Below are 16365 nucleotides of genomic sequence, written 5' to 3' on the forward strand. Positions count from 1 at the left end.
ACCGACGACGATTCAATCCATGATGAACACTCGACTCTGCCGAACGTTCCAGACCGCGCCCGCTGGCGTCCCCCGCGACGACAGCGCGAAGTACCTCCGCTCGGGCCTCACGACCGAGGGGTTCCAGGCCCCCGACTGGCTGGTGCCCGACCTCGAAGACGGCACCGCCCCGGACATGAAAGACGAGGCGCTGGAGAACGTCCAAGGCCTTCTGCCGGAGTACGCCCCCGAGTTCGCGGGCGAAATCTGGCCCCGGGTCGAGTGGGCCTACGACGACGGGACCACCCGCGAGCGCGGCGAAGAGCAGATTCGAACGCTCGCCGAAGCGGTCGGCGAGCACTTGGACGGCGTGGTCGTCCCGAAGGTCGGCCGCCTCGACGACGTGCAGGCCGCCGAGTCGGCGGTCGCCGCGGCGGCCCGCGAAACCGGCGCCGACCTCGAACTGGCAGTCATCGTCGAGACCGCCCGCGCCCGGTCGGACCTCCGAGAAATCGCCCGGTTCGGCGGCGACTCGCGACTCGCCGCGCTCGTCTTCGGCCCGGTCGACTACACCGCCGAACTCGGGGGGCGCGAACTCGGCGGTGCGACCGGCGACGAGCGCCCGGCCTGGCCCAGCCTCTACGAGGCGATGTCGAACGAAGCCAGCGCCAACGATATCGCGGCCATCGGCGGCCCGTTCGACCGCCTCTTCCGCGAGCGAGCGGGTGTCACCTTCTACAACGGCGACGGCTACGCCGACCACGTCGAGCGAGAGGCCAGGGTCGGCCTCGACGGAAGCTGGTCGCTCCACCCCAACCAGACCGCACAGGCCAACCGCATCCACCTGCCGACAGACGAGGAACTCCGGACCGCCGTCCGGAAGATAGAGGCGTTCACCGAGGCGAAGGACACCGGCACGGGTGCGGTCGCCATCGACGGCCAGATGGTCGACGAGGCCACGCTCAAGAACTTCGAGAACACGGTGGCGACGGTCCGGGCGGTCCACGACGCCCGCGAGTCCCAGACGACCGAGTTCTACGACGAGGACCTGCTCGACCGCGCGCTCGCCGTGGCGTGAGTTCGAGGCGGAACCGCGCACCCTCGACCGGCTACTTTTTGTCGTCCGGCTAATAACTACGCGACCGATGGGCGAACTCCTCCGACGCCTCGTCTTCGGTCGCGAGACGAACCGCCGACGCCGCTGGAAACTGTTCGTCGGCGGGTACGCCGCCGTCGTCGCCGCCTTCTTCGCGCTGGTGCTCGTCGCCCGCGCCGTCGGCGCGGGCGACCTGGCGAACGTCCTTTACTACCGGGCGTTTCCGCTGGCGCTCTTCTACGCGCCCACGCTCGTCGCGGCCGTCGCGGCCTTCCGCGGCGGCGGCCTGCTCCTCTGTCTCGGAATCGGACTCGCCCCGGTCGCGGTCGTCGGGGTCACCTTCGTCGCCGTCGACCTCGCGGCGTGGCTTCGCGGCGCGGTTCCGCCGGGCGACGCGCCCGCGTGGGCGCTCGTGCTCGCGTACGCAGTCGCCTGTCTCACCTCGGCCGTCGCCGGATTCGTCGCCGGAACGGTCGCGCGGTTGACGATGCGGACCGTCGCCGACCGAAGGTGACCGATTCGAAGAGCCGGCCGACTCGTTCGACCGCCGAGTTGGTGACAAAAAATAAATAGCTAGCATCTGCACGGAGATACTATGTCACTCGAAAGCGGACGCGACGTCCGGTCGAACTTCCCGACTTCGGCCGAGTTGGCGGTCGTCACCGCGGCGCTGGTCGGAGTCTCGCTCTGGCGGCACGTCGTGGGCCTCGTCACGGACCCGCTGTCGGCGGTGGTCGAGTCGGTCTGGACGTCCGGCGGACTGGCGGTCGTCGGGCTGGTGACCGGCGGTCTGTTCGTCGCTGGACTCGCGCTGTTCGTCGGGGCGTACGCCCGCTTCCGGGGACTCTCGGTCGGACTGGCGGCTCCGTCCCGGCGCGACGTGAGACTGCTCGTACTGGCCGGCGTCGCCCCCGCGGCGTTCGTCGGAGTCACTGCGTTCGTCGGGTCGTTCACCGGCGTCCCTTACGGTTCGCTCACCAAGACGTACTACGCCGCTTCGGAACCGCTGGCCCCGATTCTGACGGTCGTCGGACTGAGCCTGCTGGTCGGGGTCCCGAGCCTCGTCCTCATCTGTCAGGTACTCGTCCAGGAGAGCTTCGCGGAGGTCGTCGGCGGGCGGCGGGCCGCCGTCCTGACGACGCTCGCCACGGGGTTCGTGATGACGAGCACGACCGGCGGGTTGGCGACGGTCCCCGACCGGGGGAAACTCGTCGGCGCGGCGCTGTTCGTCCTCGCGCTCGGGGTCGCGCTGTACGCGACTCGACGCACCGACAACGAACTGCTCCAGTACCTGGCCCACGCGCCCGCGTTGCTGTTCGTCGCGCTCGTGGTTTCGTCGGGCGTCCTCGGGACCGAGTCGCTCGCCGAAGGGCTGTTCGCCCTCTCGCACGTCGCGGTGCTGGGCGTCGCCGCCGACACCTACGACCGGAGCGATTCGCTCGTCGTGCCGGCGCTGGCGTACGCGAGTCTGATACTGACCAACAGCGCGGTCGTTCTCTTCTTCGAAACCGGCATCCAAAGCTGGTGACGCCCGCGGCGCGCGCCGATTCCCTCGAACGCAGGCCCCGGTTCGAAACGTATAGGCGGCAGACGCCCCGAGGGACAGAAGATGTCGTGGACGTATCTGCTGCTCGCGGCGGCGTTCGAAATCGGGTGGGCGGTCGGCCTCGAGTACACCGACGGGTTCACGAAGCTCTGGCCGAGCGTCGCCACCGTCGCCGCGATGGTCGTGAGCATGGCGCTGCTCTCCCAGGCCGTGAAGACTCTGCCCATCGGCACGGCCTACGCGGTCTGGACCGGCATCGGCGCGGTCGGCACCGCAATCGCCGGCGTCGTCCTGTTCGGCGAACCCCGGAGTGCGGCCCGGCTACTGTTCATCTGTTGCATCGTCGGCGGAGTGGCGGGGCTGAAGCTCACGGCCGGGCACTGATTACGTCCTTCGCCGTCAGTTCGTCGGAGAATGCGGTGGGAATGGGATTTGAACCCATGAGGCTTGACGCCACCTGCTTTCAAGGCAGGCGCAATAGGCCGCTCTGCCATCCCACCTCAATTTTTCTCAGTATCCCCATGCCTTAAGAGGTATCGATATATACGTGTTGGACGTCCCAGTTGGCGAGCTAAGTAGTACAGATAGTGGCAGTTACCACTATGTTTATTGCACCGAGATTCGTTTTGGACTCTATGCCCTCAAATCGAGAAACACGAAGGGGAGTACTGGTTGCAGCATGTGGCTTTTTCTTTGGAAGTGCCGGTTGCCTATCGACGTTCCGCTCAAGTAGGGAGTCGAACTCTGAAAGCGAATCAACTACAGCGAACTCTTCGAACCTAATTCTAGAATACGTTACGTTAAGTAATCACCACGAAAGTCCCCACGCCATAAGGCTGCAAATTAAGCGAGAATCGAATGTCGTTTTAAGGAAGAAATATCAAGTTGCTGCATTCGATGATGAGACAAACGTCGCGGGAACCGAACTCGTCAAGCCACCTGCTTTTCCTCGAGAGGAAGGAAATTGGACAGTCAGTGCAACCCTTGATTTTAAATCAGATCGAACGGAGCTCCAATTAAAAGAGTTGCCGTACGAAAAGGGATGCATTAACGTGACTATCCGAATCACTCCAGAAGGAACTCTCACAGCGCTTAATGACACGCCAGATTGCTCAACGACCGAAAAAGAAAAAGTGTAGTCAGTTTTCGAGTCCGATAGGAGCTTTGTGTGCGAAGTAAATCGGTTTGTCTGCTCGAATCCGGTCTTGTAATCGTGCCATCTGTTCTCGCCCGAAACCAAGGGCTCTACCTCTCGGTTCAATCTTGGCCGCAGGGATTTTTTCGACAAGCCACCCTTCTTTCGGCCGAAACAGCGTCGTACCGAAGTTAGTTTTCTTCGTCGTTGAGGTTGTGGAGAGCGTACCGATTGTTCCTTCCTCGGGAGCGTAGTAGTCAGTCAGTTTGAAGTTGAACGTCACGCTACAATCGCGATCAAGTTTACCCCATGATTCTGTACCGATATCAAATCGACCTTCATCCCGAGTGCAGGCTTCTATCCACCGAATGTGTGACGCATCGGCGTGGACCGTACTATAGTCCCACGTATCGTCGATTGCGTAACTACCGTTACTGTCGCCCCAGTTCGAGAGTTTGTTAATGGTCTGTGCTGCAGTCCAGGCAAAGTTCGTAATTGGATGAGCACTGACCATCGTGGTAATCGCGTTTTTCATCACTGCTTGGAGAAAGTCTTCATGGCTATGGTTATCTCCGTCGGGTGAGGGAGTCGCACCGTAGTACTCGGGCAGATACGACCCTTTGAGGTCGTCGAGAGTGCCTGCGGTAACCCACAGTCTGTGCTTCTGGATGGTAGGAACGTATTTCGAAGGGTCGTTGGTGTCCCGTCCCGATAACGTCGTTGCAACGCGGAAGTCATGGCACCAACCTTCTCGGTCGCCTTCGTAAGTTGCACCGTACCAGCCAACGGACGTAGTGTGGTACTGACCGAAGTCCCAAGTGTTAGCAATCTCTGACTTGTCGTGTTTCTCCCAGTGATCTTGCGGGTCGGAAACCGCAGAAGCAATCATTGCCTCCTTGGCCGTCACACCGAGTGAGAGCGCAGCACCACTTATACCGGTGGCGGCTGCCTTCTTGAGGAATGCTCTTCTATCTTTCTTAACCGACTTATTATTTTTACTCGACATGCGTCCGTAACTCCAACGGGCACGCTATAAATATTTCTGCTAGCAACAGGCATTTAATAAATCATTATTATGTGTATTATTGTCGCCCACATATACATAACCGATTTAATATGTAGCATCTTATCTGGTTTTGGGTGAGAATTACACGGTGTATTCGGCTTCACCCAAGTATTAGTGGATTAAGGTCTACGTCCGGACGAGAACGCGCTCGCCGTCCTCCTCGACCGCGCGCAGGCCCCACTCGTGGAGCAGCGTCGCGGTGAACTCCGGGACGATTCGCTCGGCCGCGATTCGGGCGTTCAGCATCGGGACGAGCGACGCCAGCGACTCGCCGTCCTCGACGCCGGGCATCGCTGGCAGGTAGTCGACCTCGTGGCCCGCGTCGACCGCCCGGTTCGTCAGCGTCTCCAGTTCCGGCGCGGCGTAGGCGTCCTCGAAGTCGATGGTTTCGGTGAACCCCGCGAAGAACACCCGACCGCGCTCGCCCGGCCCGAGCACCACGTCGTTGCGCCGGAGTTTCATCGCGGCGCTGTCGATCTCCTTGCGGGTGAGCGTCGGCGCGGTCCCCGGTACGACCGCGGCCGACTGCGCCTCTTCCCGTTCGAGGAGGTGGGTCACCGTGTTGCCCGCCCGCGCCGCGAACGAGGAGCCGACCTGCTTCTCGAAGCGCACGTCGTCGGTCGAGTCGAGGGCGTCGGTCGCCAGCGCGCGCAACTCCGCCTCGGCGCTCTGCTCGCCGGCGTGCTCGTCGGGCAGGTCGTCGTCGGTTCGGTAGTTGACGAGCAACTCCCCGCCGCTGTTGGCGGCGGCCCGGAAGGTGTCCTTGAGCGACGCGGCGTAGAGTTCGGTCGCTTCCGCGGCCGAGAGCGGACTGGACTCCGGGAGTCGGGGCAGAACGAGGCCCTCCCGCGGCGGGTCGGCAAAAACGGCGATGACTGTCATGGGTTCGTCTCGGTGGCCCGCGGCCTTGAAAGGCGTGTTTCGGACCTGGAACTCTGTGCGTGGTTGCTATCGTTCGACCGGCGTATTCTGCTCGCACTTTGAAGACGCACGTTGATTGACGGGCGATGCGTCCTGCTTAGCATTTCGGAGAGGGAGGACGATTGTCGAACGGAGTGTTCTGCTTACACGATACAACTGAGTAGCCGCACCGCCACTGCAACCACAGTCCTCCCCAACCGACTCCGTCGCGTCCCGTAGGGACGCTCAGTCGTCCCTCGCACGAATCGGTCGCGGCACGAGGCCGCGACCGCGCGCGCCACGCCGGCTAGGGAGATGCGCGAAATCGGCCTTTGGTCACGGCGCGCGCTGGCGCGAGCTCGTCTCGCGCCATCACGTGCGAGGGATGAGCGAGTGAGCGCACGCGAACGAGCGAATCGGCTGGGGAGGACTGTGGGCTGCGGTCGCGGTGCGGTACTCATGTGAATCGTGCGAGTGGCGGTGTGCGTTGCTGGAGTAGCGCCTATCGTCGATGCGTTACGAGTCGCGGTGTGCGTTGCTGTCGTCGTCCTGCAAGTACGGTGGCGTTCAGGGATACCACCGATTTATGTATCGTACCGACCAACACACGCGCACATGAACTGGTGGAAACCCCTCGCCGCGCTGGCGGTGGCGGCGCTGGCGTTCGTCGCCGTCGGCGGCCTCGTCGGCCTCGTCGTGGAAGTGCTCGGCAACGTCGCCGCGCTCGCGGTCACCGCGCTGGTCGCGCTCGCGGTCCTCGCGGCCGCCAAGTGGGGCGCCCACTCCCGGCGCTGGCGGACGAACCCCTACTGGTAGAATCGCCCGTTTCGGTTTCTTTCTCAGCGCCCGCGCCGTCCCTTCGTCTGGCGGTAGTCCGACCCCATCAGCGCCAGGAAGTGGTCGAGGAACGCTTCGCGTTGCTCGTCGGTCTGTTCGAGCGGGTCGACCATCGGCACGAGTTCGAAGCCCCGGCCGCGTATCGTGGTCGCGTGGGCCGCCTCCAAGTCGAACTCCTCGGCCGGCGTCGTAGTGTACTCCGCCGCGATGGCCTCGAGCGCGCGCTCGCCGACGGGGACGATGATCTCGGGGTTTATCATCCGAATCTCGGCGTTGAGGTAGGGTTCGCAGGTCCGAATCTCCTCGTCTGTCGGCGGGCGCTCGGGGTCCCGACACCGGGTGAGGTAGGTGAGGTAGACGTTCTCCAGTTCGGGGTCCTCGGCGGTCGGCAGGGAGTTGTTCAGCCCGAGGTGGCCCAGGACGTTCTGAAGGGCCTCGCCGCGCTCGTCGCCGGTGAACGGGACGCCGGTGCGGTCGGCCCCCTCGTCGGGCATCTCGCCGACGAACAGGAAGTCGGCGCCCACGTCGCCGTGACCGTGGACGACGGTCCGGCGCGTCTCGCACAGTTCGGGACAGTTGGTGCAGGTTTCGTCCATCCCGAACGGGTTCGACCGGCTCTGCTGGTTCGCGTCCATCGTCGTACACCTCGGAGTTCGGGCCGTAAAAACGGTCGGGAGCCGCGGTCGGTCGTCGACCGTCGTCGACGGTCGAGGGGAACTCGGCGGGCTACTCGCTCGCGACGTTCAGGTAGAGTTCGACGCGCTCGAAGTGCGGGCCGACGGTGAATCGCCCGCTCTCGTCCTCCGCGACGAGGCCGCGCTCGACGAGTTTCGGCAGGTGGACCTGGACCAGCGACGTCTCGACCCGCCGGCGGTCGGCCCCCTCGCGCTCGGCGATTGACTCGGCGAGGTCGCGGGACGAGAGGCCGCCGTCGGCCGACGCCAGCAGTGCCAGCGCGCGCCGTCGTCTGGCGTCGGCCACCGCGTCGAAGCAGTCGTCCTCGGACGGAGCGTCCGGAACCGCCGATTGAGTCTCCCGGGTCGCCGACGGGGCGTCCGAGGCGGTGGCCGCCTCGGACGCCCCGTCGGCGACGTACTCGACGACCGTGTCGAACAGTGAACAGACGTTCCGGACCGTCGCCTCGTCGTGATTCGACGGCGCGAAGCTGAAGTAGCCCTCGACGTCTCGCTCGGCGAGCGAGCGGGCGACGTCGCCGAGGAACGTCGTCGCGGCGTCGGCGTCGACCCGGTCGAACAGCGTCGACACCGAGTCGAAACAGACCACGGTCCGACCGTCCGCGGGCCACGAATCGAGGTAGCTCTCGACCGACCGGCGGATCGCCGGCGCGTCGGTCGGGTCCGAAACTCCGCGGACCAGGTTCCGGGCGTCGCCGCTCGCCGTCGCGGTGGCGCGCATGGTCGCGCCCACGCTGACGATACCCACGTTCCGCGGTCTGCGCCCGACGCGGTCGCGCCACGCGTCGAGGAAGCTTCGTGCGCCGCGGTAGGTCACCGCCAGCACGTCGTCGCACGGGGACCGCTCGCTCGTCACCAGCGACAGCGGGACGCCGGCGTCCGGCGTCCCGCGGAGGACGAGCGTGTTCGCGCCGCCGCCGACCCGCGCCCGCACCAGTTTCGTCTCTCTCGCACCCGCCATCCCTACCGGTCGTCCTCCGGTACCGGCGCGTTCCGAATCCGGACGTGGCCGTCGGCGTGCGCGACGACCTCCAGTCCGCACAGCGAGAGCCGTACCTGCGAGTAGCCCCCGGACGCGCCCCGCCCGTCGAACAGCGCGTCGAGCGCATCGGGGTCGACGTGTTCGGCCAGCGGGATGATCGTCGTCGTCGGGTCCACGTTCGCGACATCGGCGATGGCCTCGATGACCGTCTCGCTGAGCCCCGTCTCGCCCGACGGGTCATGGTACGCGTGGTACGTTCCGGTCTGGCCGCGAACGTCCGTCAGTCTGGAAGCGGTTCCGGCGTCGTCATTCGTATCGCTTTTGGACACTGTTCCCGACCTCACGTATTATTGCGATTGCATAGGTAAGAAATTTACGGCGATGAACGGATAAACGCGAGTCGTCCGGAACCAAATTCCACGGCAGTTCAAGGGTAGCATACCGCCGCGGAACCCCGTCGTACGGTCGTCGTAGGTCCGGATTTCCCTCGGTTAGGCACCACATGGCAAAATGGGGGACGGTCGTGGGTCAGACCGTCGGTCACGAACCGGCCACACGAACGATGACAGACACGACCCTTCGCGACCGGATCGCAGCGAATCCCCGGTTGGCCGGCGTCCTGCTCGCCGCGCTGGCGCTGCTCGCGCAAGCGGGGAGCGCCGCCGCGAGCGGCGTCGCGGTCATCTTCGGCCCCTAGCGGTCGAGGACGTCCGAACACCACCGGAGCGCACCGTCCTCTTTTATCGGATACCGATTGCGAGCGAGGTACTCCCGGAGTTCGTCCACGCGGGCCCGGAGCGGGCCGATGGTCCCCGGCGTGAGGTAGTAACGGTCCATCTCGGCGACTGTCGGTCGGGCGAGCGTTCCCAGGCCGCCCTCGCGCGGCGGATACGTGTAGAACGTCACGTCGCGGACGTCAGCGGCCGCGTCCGAGGAAGCCGACGAGTCGGCTTCCTCGGACACGAGTTCGCACAGCATCGACAGTCCGCCCTCCGCCTGGACGACCGAAACCCGGCCGTCGCCCACTACGGTGTAGTGACCGCCGACGAAGCTCTCCTCGCGGGCGATTTCGAGCGCCGGCCGGAGCGGGAATCCGCGGTCGAGGAGTCGCGCCATCGTCGCGCCGACGCGGACCGCGCCGCTGTCGACCACCTCGCTGAAGGTGACCACGCCGCCGACGCTCCCGGCCTCGACCAGCGCCATCCCCTGTTCGTAGGACCGACACGCGTTCAGCAGGAAGGCGTCGACGTCCACGACGTCGAGCGTCGTCGCGTCCAGCGACCCGTCGGCGCACGCGAAGCCGTCGGCGTCGATGTGGCCGACGTAGTGGAGGAAGTCGGCGCCCGCGGTGAGCGTCTCGCGGAGTTCGGCGGTGGTGAGGTCGCGGCGGACCGACACGTCGAACGGGAGGTCCTCGCGGGAGCCGTAGACGTCGCTCACCACGTCGTCCTCGACGCGCATCGATTCGTCGTTGCAGACGACGACGATGTCGATGTCGCCGTCGACCGAGTCGCGGTCGAACCAGTTCTCGAACGCCGTCGTCGTCGCCTTGCTCGCGTCCATCGGCACGCCGTCGCCGAACCACGCCACCTCCACGGCGTCGGTTTCGGGCGGGCGGACCATCCGGGGGAGCGGTGGGTTCTCCGCGTCGGGGTTCTCGCGGTCCTCCTCGTCGTCCGCGCCGCCGCCCGCTCTGGTCCGATGTCGGTCGCCGCCGCCCCGCGTTCCCGGCCGGTCCAGAAAGTCGTCGAGGACGGCCGCGCGAACCGCCTCCGGCGAAACCGGCTCTCCCTCGGCGGGTCGAACGACCGCCAGGTCGCCGACGACGTAGGGGAGCGCCTCCAGTCCCGCGGCCGTTGGTTCGACGAACGCGGCGACGTTCCACCGCGGCAGGTGGTCGGCGACCGCCTCGAACGGGACCGACAGGTACGTCTCCAACCGCGCGGCGAGCGGGCGGTCGTAGAGGGCGGCAAAGTCGAGTGCGAGTTCGGATTCGACCGCCTCGCGCTCGTGGAGCGCCACGCGGTAGTAGCCCTCGGTGCGGACCAGGCAGTCGAGGAAGAACGACTGTCTGAGGGCGCGCTCGACCGCCAGCGAGAACCCGTCGCCGTCGGCGGTCACCGCGGTCGACCGCGCGAACGACTCGGGGACCGAACGCTCGTCGAGGGGGAACTCGAACCCGTCGGCGAGGAGGCGCGGGTCCTCGCCCGGCCGCACGTCGGCGCCGAGGTAGAACGCCAGCGGCGCGGCGACGACCGCCGCCCGGTGGGTCGGCGGGACGACCAGTTCGACGCCCGTCTCGGGTTTCGACAGCGAGTCGGGCACCGCGAACTCCTCGCCCACCTCGAGGCGAGGCGGGTGGCCTCGTAAGGTGGGGTACGACCGCTCGGGCGAGGTGGTCTTGAGCGCCGACCCCAGGTACGACAGCGCCCGGAGCGCGTCCTCGGGGTCGGTCGACGTGGTGACGGTCGCGGCCGGGCGCTCGTGGTACGAGCGCGCGCCGACCAGCACCGTCTCGCCGCCGAAGGAGAACCGCGTTCGGTCGCCGTCCACGGTCGCGGCGAACTCGCCCTCGCCGCGGAGGTAGAGTTTCACCGGAACGTTGACCTCGACCTCGTATCGGTCGGCGGGTAGTTCCGTCGAGGCGTCCGACCCGACCGCCGCGACCATCTCGCCGTCCTCGCGTCGGACGTACCCCTCGGCGACGCCTTCGACCACGATAGCGCCCGCCGCGACTTCGACCGCGGCGTCGACGGGGAAGGAGAACCGGTCGGGCGAGACGGGCGTCGGTTCGACCGACCCGGCGGACTCGGGCACCGCGAGTCGGAGTCGCCGTCGCTCGATGGAGTCGACGATTTCGATGCCGTTCTTGTGCGCGTTGAACGATACCACCCGACCACCTCGAGTCGCTGCCGCGGGTTTACGTGGCCATAGTCTCGAATCATTAAAAAACCACCGAGTGGACAGGAACGAAGTCGGCGACCCCTCCGTCGTCGGGTTCGGTACGAGTTCAAGGAGTCGTTCCACTCGGTAACGGCTCGCTTCTCTCAGCGGAGGCGAGTTACTCGGCGATTCTTGCGGTTACGGTTCGTAAGGAACGGATTGATTCGTTCAGGCACCGTTCCGTCCGTCGAACGATGTTCGACCTTTAATCGCGTCTGGAGCCACGTTCTCGACGGAGAATCACAATGACACAGAACACGTCTCGTCGCCGATTCCTGAAGGCGGCGGCAGCGACGGGTGCAGTGGCCGGACTGAACGCGACGGTCCTCGCGCAGGGTCAGAACGAAGAGTACATCCTGCTCGGCGGCAAGACGGTCGGGTGGCAGGGCTTCCGCCTGCCCGGACAGGCGACGGCGAGCGCGTCGAAGAACCCGACGCTCAACCTCCAGCCGGGGACGACCTACACGCTCCTCTGGAGGAACATGGACGGCCAGCCGCACAACTTCGCGATCCAGGACTCCCAGGGGAACAACCTTCCGGCGCTCGAAACCTTGAGCGTCGACCAGTCGAGTCAAGCGTGGGAGACGCTGAACCAGACGAGCGGTAACCAGACCACCACGAACGTTAGCCTCGGGAACGCGACCGGCGGCAACCAGACTCAGACCCAGACGGGCGGCGACCAGCAGCTCGCCAACAAGACCGATATCGTCTCCGAGCAGGGTGCGGTACAGGGCGTCCGCTTCACCGCCTCCCAGAAGATGGACTCGTACATCTGTCTGGTCCACCCGAACACGATGGTCGGGGAGATTCAGGTCGGCGGCACCGGCGGTGGCAGCGGCAGTAACAACAGTTCGATGTAGCGAGGGTCCGAGCGACGCCGTTCGCGCCGCGACGAACCGAATCGCTCGTTTTCGCGGGTTTTCTGCGTTCCGGATGCGAGGGCGTGGAATTAAGTTGGTCGGGGTCGAACGTGCGGGTATGGCTGGTGGAACCCGGACACCGTCGTCCCGGAGCGAAGGCGCGGTGGTGGAGGGAGAGCAGTTCGCCCGACGGTTGCGCGAACTGAAACGGTCTGGAAGCGCCATCTTCGTCACGGGGAAGGTCCAGCACGACGCGTCGGCACACCACATGCGCCGTGCGCTCGGCGGGCCGGGCAACAAGCAGATTCTCGCCTCGACACACCCTCGGCCGGCGACCCTGCTGCCCGAGGCGGTGTCGCCCCACGACCCGACCGTCACGGTGGTGAGCCGAACCGAACACCAGCGGTCGGCCGCGGCCCGAGCGAGCGCGCCCGCCGAGTTCGACGACGACCTCGCCGACCTCCGCGAAGAAATCACCGACGCGGTCGCCGCGTTCGACCGCCGGAACGACCTCCAACCGAGCGAACTCCGAACGTCGGTCGACTCGGTCGGACGACTCCTCGACGAGGCCGGCGAACGGGCGGTCGAGCGGTTCGTACGAGACGTCTCCCGCACCGTCACCGGGACGAACGGCACCTGTTACTACCACCTCCGGCGCGCCGACGACTCGGCCGTCGTCCGGGAACTTTCCTCGCTGGTGGACGCCCGGATCGAACTCCGCCAGACCGTTGGCGGGGCCCAGCAGCGCTGGCACCTCCCCGACGAAGCCCTTACGACGGACTGGGTTCCACTGTAGGTATGCGCCCGACCGTCTCGACGCTCGCCGACGGCGAGGGACTCGAGATTCTCGACCCCATCGAGAACGCTCGGTTCGTCGTGCGAACGCCGACGGCGGTCGACCCGACGCCGGTTTCGGCCACGGACATCCACTTTCCCGTCGACGTGGTCGCGAGCGTCGAGACGCCCGCGTTCCGGGTTCCGGCGACGAGCATCTACGTCCACTCGCCGACCGAGGAGCGCCTCGTCGATACGTTCGACCCGACGGGCGATCCGCTCGCGTACGGCGGCCCGTGCGTCCTGGAGGTCAACGTCGCGCCGACGAAGCTGTTCGTCGCAACCGACGGCGGGGCGGCGATTCACCGCGAGGGCGAGGACGTCCGCATCGAGTTCTCCGGCGACGCGCCGGTGCAGGTCGGCGTCCGGTCGCTCCACGACAGACCCGCGGCGACGATCACGACGACGCCCGACCCGGAGGGCGCGATGGAAGCGCTGTCGTATCTGGGGTCGGCGCTCAAGACCACCTCGCCCGAACGGAGCTTTCCGACGTTGCGGGGCCATCCGCCGCTGGTCGAACTCGGTGAAGCGTTCGACGCGCCCGCGGAGTTGGAACCTCCCGACACCGACGTCCGACTCGAACTTCCCGCCGAGTACCAGTACGTCTACCCCGCGACCTCGCTGGCGTACTACCTCGGCGCCGAGGTGGTCCCGACAGCCGAACCGCGCCTCATCGCCGGGAACTTCGACTACGACCTCGCGAGCGCGGACGGGTACGAGTCGACGGTCGAGCGGATTCTCAGGCAGTCGTTCTTCCTCGACTGTCTGGTCCGCACCGAGGGGTTCTACCCCATCGACCTCCACGAGCGCGAGGCGGTCGAGTCCCGCGTCGACCTCGACTTCGCGGAACTGTACGACGCGTCGCTCGCCGACCGCCTCGAAGCGTACTTGTCGGTCCCCTACGAGGCGGTCGCCGACCACGTCCCGGAGTGGCCGCTGACCGTCGACGCCGACCCGAACGCCCAGAGCCTGGGCGCGATGCCGTTCGCGGCCAACGCCCTCGCGCTCGTGCGGCCGATCGACCGGCGGCGAGTCTCGGCGCTCGAACCCTCGGACCTGATTACGACGGCGATAGAGGACTTCCATCGCGCCGGCGGGTCGGTCGCCGACGTGGACGTGCTCACGCCGGAACCGGTCGAAACGACCGAACACGCCTGGATCGGTGAGGGCGTGCCGATAGACGCCAACAAGCTCACGGTCGATTCGCTCGTGCGGAGCCTCGACGTCGACCCCGACACCACCATCGACGTCCACGTGGTCTGCAACGACGAGCGGATGAAAGCCGAGGGCGTCGTCAACGAACACTACGGCGCGCGCGACCTCCCGCAGTTCGACGTGTCGCTCCACTACGACCTGACGACCGACGAACTCCGGAACCTGCTGGCCGAACCCACCGACTTCCTCCACTTCGTCAGCCACGTCAACGAGGCAGGGATGGCCTGCGCCGACGGCTACCTCGACGCCACGGAACTCGAATCGGTCGGCGCGAAGGCGTTCGCGCTGAACGCCTGCCAGTCCTACGAGCAGGGGATGGCGCTGGTCGAGGCCGGGAGCCTCGGCGGAGTCATCACGCTCGACGAGGTGGCCAACGCCGCGGCGACCCGGGTCGGCAACGCGCTGGCGCGGGCATTGGCCGCTGGATTCTCGCTTCGGCAGTCGGTGGGGATAGCTCGGCGGGCGACGATGTCGAGTTTCATGTGGACGACCGTGGGGAACGGCGGCATCACGCTGTGTCAGAGTAACGGCGGAAGCCCGATTTGCCTCGAAGTTCAGGAGCGTGGAGACGCTCGCTACCGGACGGAAATCCGTTCGTACGCGACTCGGGGATACGGCCTCGGAGGAACTATCAACATGTTTCTCGACCGTATCGATTGCCGGTATCTCGCCGGCGGTAAACTGGCTACTTTCGCACTCTCGGAATCGGAACTCAGAGGGATTCTACAGAACGAATTAGTGCCTATCGAATACGAACGGCAGCTCCACTGGAGCCCCGAGTTCGCCGATTCACACCTCTGAGCTACGGTCCCGGATGAGTGTCGTGGCTGAGCATAACGAGCAGTTCCATCGAGTTCGTCAAGACGACACTCGCGGTGAACAGTCCGCCGATAACTTTCGGGCGTTCGCGCAGTTCCCGGATGATTGTCTCTTTCATCGCACGCTACGAATGTTGCTCCTCGAAAGTATCTCTATCTAAAGTAATTCAACTTGAAAATAATTAGTGTAAGACAATTGCTACCCGAAGCAAGCGACGAGATCTCCTCAGCGCATCGCTTCGGCTCGCTCGAGCGAACAGAGCCGCCGGCCGCTCACTCGTTGGCCGGACTGCTCGGGTGGTAGTCGGTGTCGTACTCGCCGGGGCTGTCGTCCAGACGGTCGGGGTTGATTCGCCCGCCGAGGAGCATGAAGTCCACGAGCGTCAGCGCCAGCATCGCCTCGACGACCGGGACGCCTCGCGGGGGGAGGACGGGGTCGTGGCGGCCGATGACCTGCTCTTCCTTCTCCTCGCCCGTCTCCCAGTCGACCGTGGTCTGGGTCTTCGGAATCGAGGTGGGCGCGTGGAGCGTCACCTCGCCGTAGATGGGTTCGCCCGTGGTGATGCCGCCCTGGAGGCCGCCGTGGTCGTTCTCGACCGGTTTCGGGTCGCCGTCGGGGCCGAACTCCCAGTCGTCGTTGCGCTCCTTGCCGGCGTACTCGCGGGCCTCTCGACCCAGGCCGAACTCGAAGGCGGTGCTGGCGGGCACCGACAGCATCGCCTGGCCGAGGCGGGACTCGACGGAGTCGAACCGCGGCGCGCCGAGGCCGCGGGGCACCCCGCGAGCCTCGAAGTAGATTGACCCGCCGATGGAGTCGCCTTCCTCCTGGTACTCGTCGATGCGCTCGCGCATCTGCTCGGCGGTTTCGGGGTGGGCGCACCGCACCTCGTTCTCCTCGCTGTGCTCCAGTATCTCCTCGAAGGAAACCTCCGGGGCTTCGATGTCGCCGATCTGGTTGACGTGGGCCTTGAGTTCGACGCCCTCGCTGGCGAGAATCTTCTTCGCGATGGCGCCCGCGGCGACCCAGTTGACCGTCTCCCGGGCCGACGACCGGCCGCCGCCGCCCCAATTGCGCGTGCCGAACTTCGCCGAGTAGGTGAAGTCGCCGTGGCTCGGCCGCGGCGCGGTGATGAACGGTTCGTACTTCTCCGAGCGGGCGTCCTTGTTCTCGATGACCATCCCGATGGGCGTGCCGGTGGTGTAGCCGTCCTGAAGACCGGACTTGATGGACACCGCGTCGGGTTCGCCCCTGCTGGTCGTTATCATCGACTGGCCGGGTTTGCGCCGGTCCAAGTCGGCCTGCACGTCGTCCTCGTCGAGTTCGAGGCCCGCCGGGCACCCCGAGACGGTGACGCCCATCGCCTCGCCGTGGCTCTCGCCGAAGGTGGTGACCTGGAAGAGTCGTCCGAAGCTGTTGCCGTTCATTGCCGGAAGGTTGTCGGAGCGGGCATTTAGAGGT

Annotated in this window: 18 protein-coding genes and 1 tRNA gene; 10 read left to right on the forward strand and 9 right to left on the reverse strand. The window is 65.9% G+C overall.

Going from position 1 to position 16365, the window contains the following annotated elements; genetic code table 11:
• Window positions 1-19: 19 nt before the first annotated feature.
• The 4 genes from citE to sugE all read left to right on the forward strand — a co-directional run bounded on the left by citE (window position 20) and on the right by sugE (window position 3005).
• Window positions 20-1057 carry an L-malyl-CoA/beta-methylmalyl-CoA lyase gene (gene citE / locus NGM07_RS04615; protein WP_253517725.1) on the forward strand — a complete coding sequence of 346 codons (1038 nt, stop codon included), beginning with the start codon at window positions 20-22 and terminating at the stop codon, window positions 1055-1057.
• 67 nt (window positions 1058-1124) lie between these two features.
• A complete protein-coding gene (locus NGM07_RS04620; RefSeq protein WP_253517727.1) occupies window positions 1125-1589 on the forward strand; it encodes a hypothetical protein in 465 nt (154 codons plus the stop codon).
• A gap of 81 nt (window positions 1590-1670) precedes the next feature.
• Window positions 1671-2603 carry a hypothetical protein gene (locus tag NGM07_RS04625; protein ID WP_253517728.1) on the forward strand — a complete coding sequence of 311 codons (933 nt, stop codon included), beginning with the start codon at window positions 1671-1673 and terminating at the stop codon, window positions 2601-2603.
• A gap of 81 nt (window positions 2604-2684) precedes the next feature.
• Complete coding sequence (sugE, locus tag NGM07_RS04630) at window positions 2685-3005, forward strand: quaternary ammonium compound efflux SMR transporter SugE (RefSeq protein ID WP_253517730.1); 321 nt, start codon at window positions 2685-2687, stop codon at window positions 3003-3005.
• A gap of 33 nt (window positions 3006-3038) precedes the next feature.
• On the opposite strand, the gene NGM07_RS04635 is transcribed toward sugE, so the two are convergent.
• Window positions 3039-3121, reverse strand: a tRNA-Ser gene (locus NGM07_RS04635).
• Window positions 3122-3256: 135 nt separating this feature from the next.
• Between NGM07_RS04635 and NGM07_RS04640 the strand changes: the two genes are divergently transcribed.
• Window positions 3257-3760: a hypothetical protein gene (locus NGM07_RS04640; protein WP_253517731.1), complete on the forward strand. Its 504-nt coding sequence runs from the start codon at window positions 3257-3259 to the stop codon at window positions 3758-3760.
• Here the strand turns inward: NGM07_RS04640 and NGM07_RS04645 are convergent, their stop codons facing one another.
• A complete protein-coding gene (locus NGM07_RS04645; RefSeq protein ID WP_253517733.1) occupies window positions 3761-4762 on the reverse strand; it encodes a twin-arginine translocation signal domain-containing protein in 1002 nt (333 codons plus the stop codon).
• A 186-nt stretch (window positions 4763-4948) separates the two neighbouring features.
• Window positions 4949-5704, reverse strand: a complete 756-nt coding sequence (locus NGM07_RS04650) for a TIGR04282 family arsenosugar biosynthesis glycosyltransferase (protein ID WP_253517735.1) — start codon at window positions 5702-5704, stop codon at window positions 4949-4951.
• A 633-nt stretch (window positions 5705-6337) separates the two neighbouring features.
• Here NGM07_RS04650 and NGM07_RS04655 point away from each other — a divergent pair.
• A complete protein-coding gene (locus NGM07_RS04655; RefSeq protein WP_253517737.1) occupies window positions 6338-6538 on the forward strand; it encodes a hypothetical protein in 201 nt (66 codons plus the stop codon).
• Between the two features lie 23 nt (window positions 6539-6561).
• On the opposite strand, the gene NGM07_RS04660 is transcribed toward NGM07_RS04655, so the two are convergent.
• The 3 genes from NGM07_RS04660 to NGM07_RS04670 all read right to left on the reverse strand — a co-directional run bounded on the left by NGM07_RS04660 (window position 6562) and on the right by NGM07_RS04670 (window position 8565).
• A complete protein-coding gene (locus NGM07_RS04660) occupies window positions 6562-7194 on the reverse strand; it encodes a uracil-DNA glycosylase (protein WP_253517740.1) in 633 nt (210 codons plus the stop codon).
• 91 nt (window positions 7195-7285) lie between these two features.
• Window positions 7286-8215, reverse strand: coding sequence for a DUF7504 family protein (locus tag NGM07_RS04665; RefSeq protein ID WP_253517742.1), 930 nt, complete (start codon window positions 8213-8215; stop codon window positions 7286-7288).
• A 2-nt stretch (window positions 8216-8217) separates the two neighbouring features.
• Complete coding sequence (locus NGM07_RS04670; RefSeq protein WP_253517745.1) at window positions 8218-8565, reverse strand: HalOD1 output domain-containing protein; 348 nt, start codon at window positions 8563-8565, stop codon at window positions 8218-8220.
• A 233-nt stretch (window positions 8566-8798) separates the two neighbouring features.
• On the opposite strand from NGM07_RS04670, the gene NGM07_RS25290 reads away from it, so the two are divergent.
• On the forward strand, window positions 8799-8933 hold the full coding sequence (locus NGM07_RS25290; RefSeq protein WP_256524712.1) for a DUF7503 family protein: 135 nt from the start codon (window positions 8799-8801) through the stop codon (window positions 8931-8933).
• On the opposite strand, the gene NGM07_RS04675 is transcribed toward NGM07_RS25290, so the two are convergent.
• Entirely contained in the window at window positions 8930-11128 is a 2199-nt protein-coding gene (locus tag NGM07_RS04675; RefSeq protein ID WP_253517748.1) for a hypothetical protein, read from the reverse strand. The genes NGM07_RS25290 and NGM07_RS04675 overlap by 4 nt on opposite strands.
• Window positions 11129-11424: 296 nt before the next feature.
• On the opposite strand from NGM07_RS04675, the gene NGM07_RS04680 reads away from it, so the two are divergent.
• From NGM07_RS04680 to NGM07_RS04690, 3 genes are all read left to right on the forward strand, one after another.
• Window positions 11425-12039 carry a twin-arginine translocation signal domain-containing protein gene (locus tag NGM07_RS04680; protein WP_253517750.1) on the forward strand — a complete coding sequence of 205 codons (615 nt, stop codon included), beginning with the start codon at window positions 11425-11427 and terminating at the stop codon, window positions 12037-12039.
• Window positions 12040-12157: 118 nt separating this feature from the next.
• Window positions 12158-12835: a DUF7504 family protein gene (locus tag NGM07_RS04685; RefSeq protein ID WP_253517753.1), complete on the forward strand. Its 678-nt coding sequence runs from the start codon at window positions 12158-12160 to the stop codon at window positions 12833-12835.
• A 2-nt stretch (window positions 12836-12837) separates the two neighbouring features.
• Window positions 12838-14889, forward strand: coding sequence for a hypothetical protein (locus tag NGM07_RS04690; RefSeq protein ID WP_253517755.1), 2052 nt, complete (start codon window positions 12838-12840; stop codon window positions 14887-14889).
• Between the two features lies 1 nt (window position 14890).
• On the opposite strand, the gene NGM07_RS25295 is transcribed toward NGM07_RS04690, so the two are convergent.
• Window positions 14891-15025: a hypothetical protein gene (locus NGM07_RS25295; RefSeq protein ID WP_256524715.1), complete on the reverse strand. Its 135-nt coding sequence runs from the start codon at window positions 15023-15025 to the stop codon at window positions 14891-14893.
• A gap of 154 nt (window positions 15026-15179) precedes the next feature.
• Window positions 15180-16331, reverse strand: coding sequence for a chorismate synthase (gene aroC, locus NGM07_RS04695; RefSeq protein WP_253517757.1), 1152 nt, complete (start codon window positions 16329-16331; stop codon window positions 15180-15182).
• Between the last annotated feature and the right edge of the window lie 34 nt (window positions 16332-16365).

The sequence above is a fragment of the Halorussus vallis genome, from assembly GCF_024138165.1.
Classification (GTDB): Archaea; Halobacteriota; Halobacteria; order Halobacteriales; family Haladaptataceae; genus Halorussus; species Halorussus vallis.

Bases quoted from the DNA above. Each gene is read 5' to 3' on its own strand.
- aroC (WP_253517757.1), bottom strand. From the start codon at position 16,331: ATGAACGGCAACAGCTTCGGACGACTCTTCCAGGTCACCACCTTCGGC.
- NGM07_RS04620 (WP_253517727.1), top strand. From the start codon at position 1,125: ATGGGCGAACTCCTCCGACGCCTCGTCTTCGGTCGCGAGACGAACCGC.
- NGM07_RS25295 (WP_256524715.1), bottom strand. From the start codon at position 15,025: ATGAAAGAGACAATCATCCGGGAACTGCGCGAACGCCCGAAAGTTATC.
- sugE (WP_253517730.1), top strand. From the start codon at position 2,685: ATGTCGTGGACGTATCTGCTGCTCGCGGCGGCGTTCGAAATCGGGTGG.
- NGM07_RS04660 (WP_253517740.1), bottom strand. From the start codon at position 7,194: ATGGACGCGAACCAGCAGAGCCGGTCGAACCCGTTCGGGATGGACGAA.
- NGM07_RS25290 (WP_256524712.1), top strand. From the start codon at position 8,799: ATGACAGACACGACCCTTCGCGACCGGATCGCAGCGAATCCCCGGTTG.
- NGM07_RS04645 (WP_253517733.1), bottom strand. From the start codon at position 4,762: ATGTCGAGTAAAAATAATAAGTCGGTTAAGAAAGATAGAAGAGCATTC.
- NGM07_RS04640 (WP_253517731.1), top strand. From the start codon at position 3,257: ATGCCCTCAAATCGAGAAACACGAAGGGGAGTACTGGTTGCAGCATGT.
- NGM07_RS04655 (WP_253517737.1), top strand. From the start codon at position 6,338: ATGAACTGGTGGAAACCCCTCGCCGCGCTGGCGGTGGCGGCGCTGGCG.
- NGM07_RS04625 (WP_253517728.1), top strand. From the start codon at position 1,671: ATGTCACTCGAAAGCGGACGCGACGTCCGGTCGAACTTCCCGACTTCG.
- NGM07_RS04690 (WP_253517755.1), top strand. From the start codon at position 12,838: ATGCGCCCGACCGTCTCGACGCTCGCCGACGGCGAGGGACTCGAGATT.
- NGM07_RS04665 (WP_253517742.1), bottom strand. From the start codon at position 8,215: ATGGCGGGTGCGAGAGAGACGAAACTGGTGCGGGCGCGGGTCGGCGGC.
- NGM07_RS04680 (WP_253517750.1), top strand. From the start codon at position 11,425: ATGACACAGAACACGTCTCGTCGCCGATTCCTGAAGGCGGCGGCAGCG.
- NGM07_RS04685 (WP_253517753.1), top strand. From the start codon at position 12,158: ATGGCTGGTGGAACCCGGACACCGTCGTCCCGGAGCGAAGGCGCGGTG.
- NGM07_RS04650 (WP_253517735.1), bottom strand. From the start codon at position 5,704: ATGACAGTCATCGCCGTTTTTGCCGACCCGCCGCGGGAGGGCCTCGTT.
- citE (WP_253517725.1), top strand. From the start codon at position 20: ATGATGAACACTCGACTCTGCCGAACGTTCCAGACCGCGCCCGCTGGC.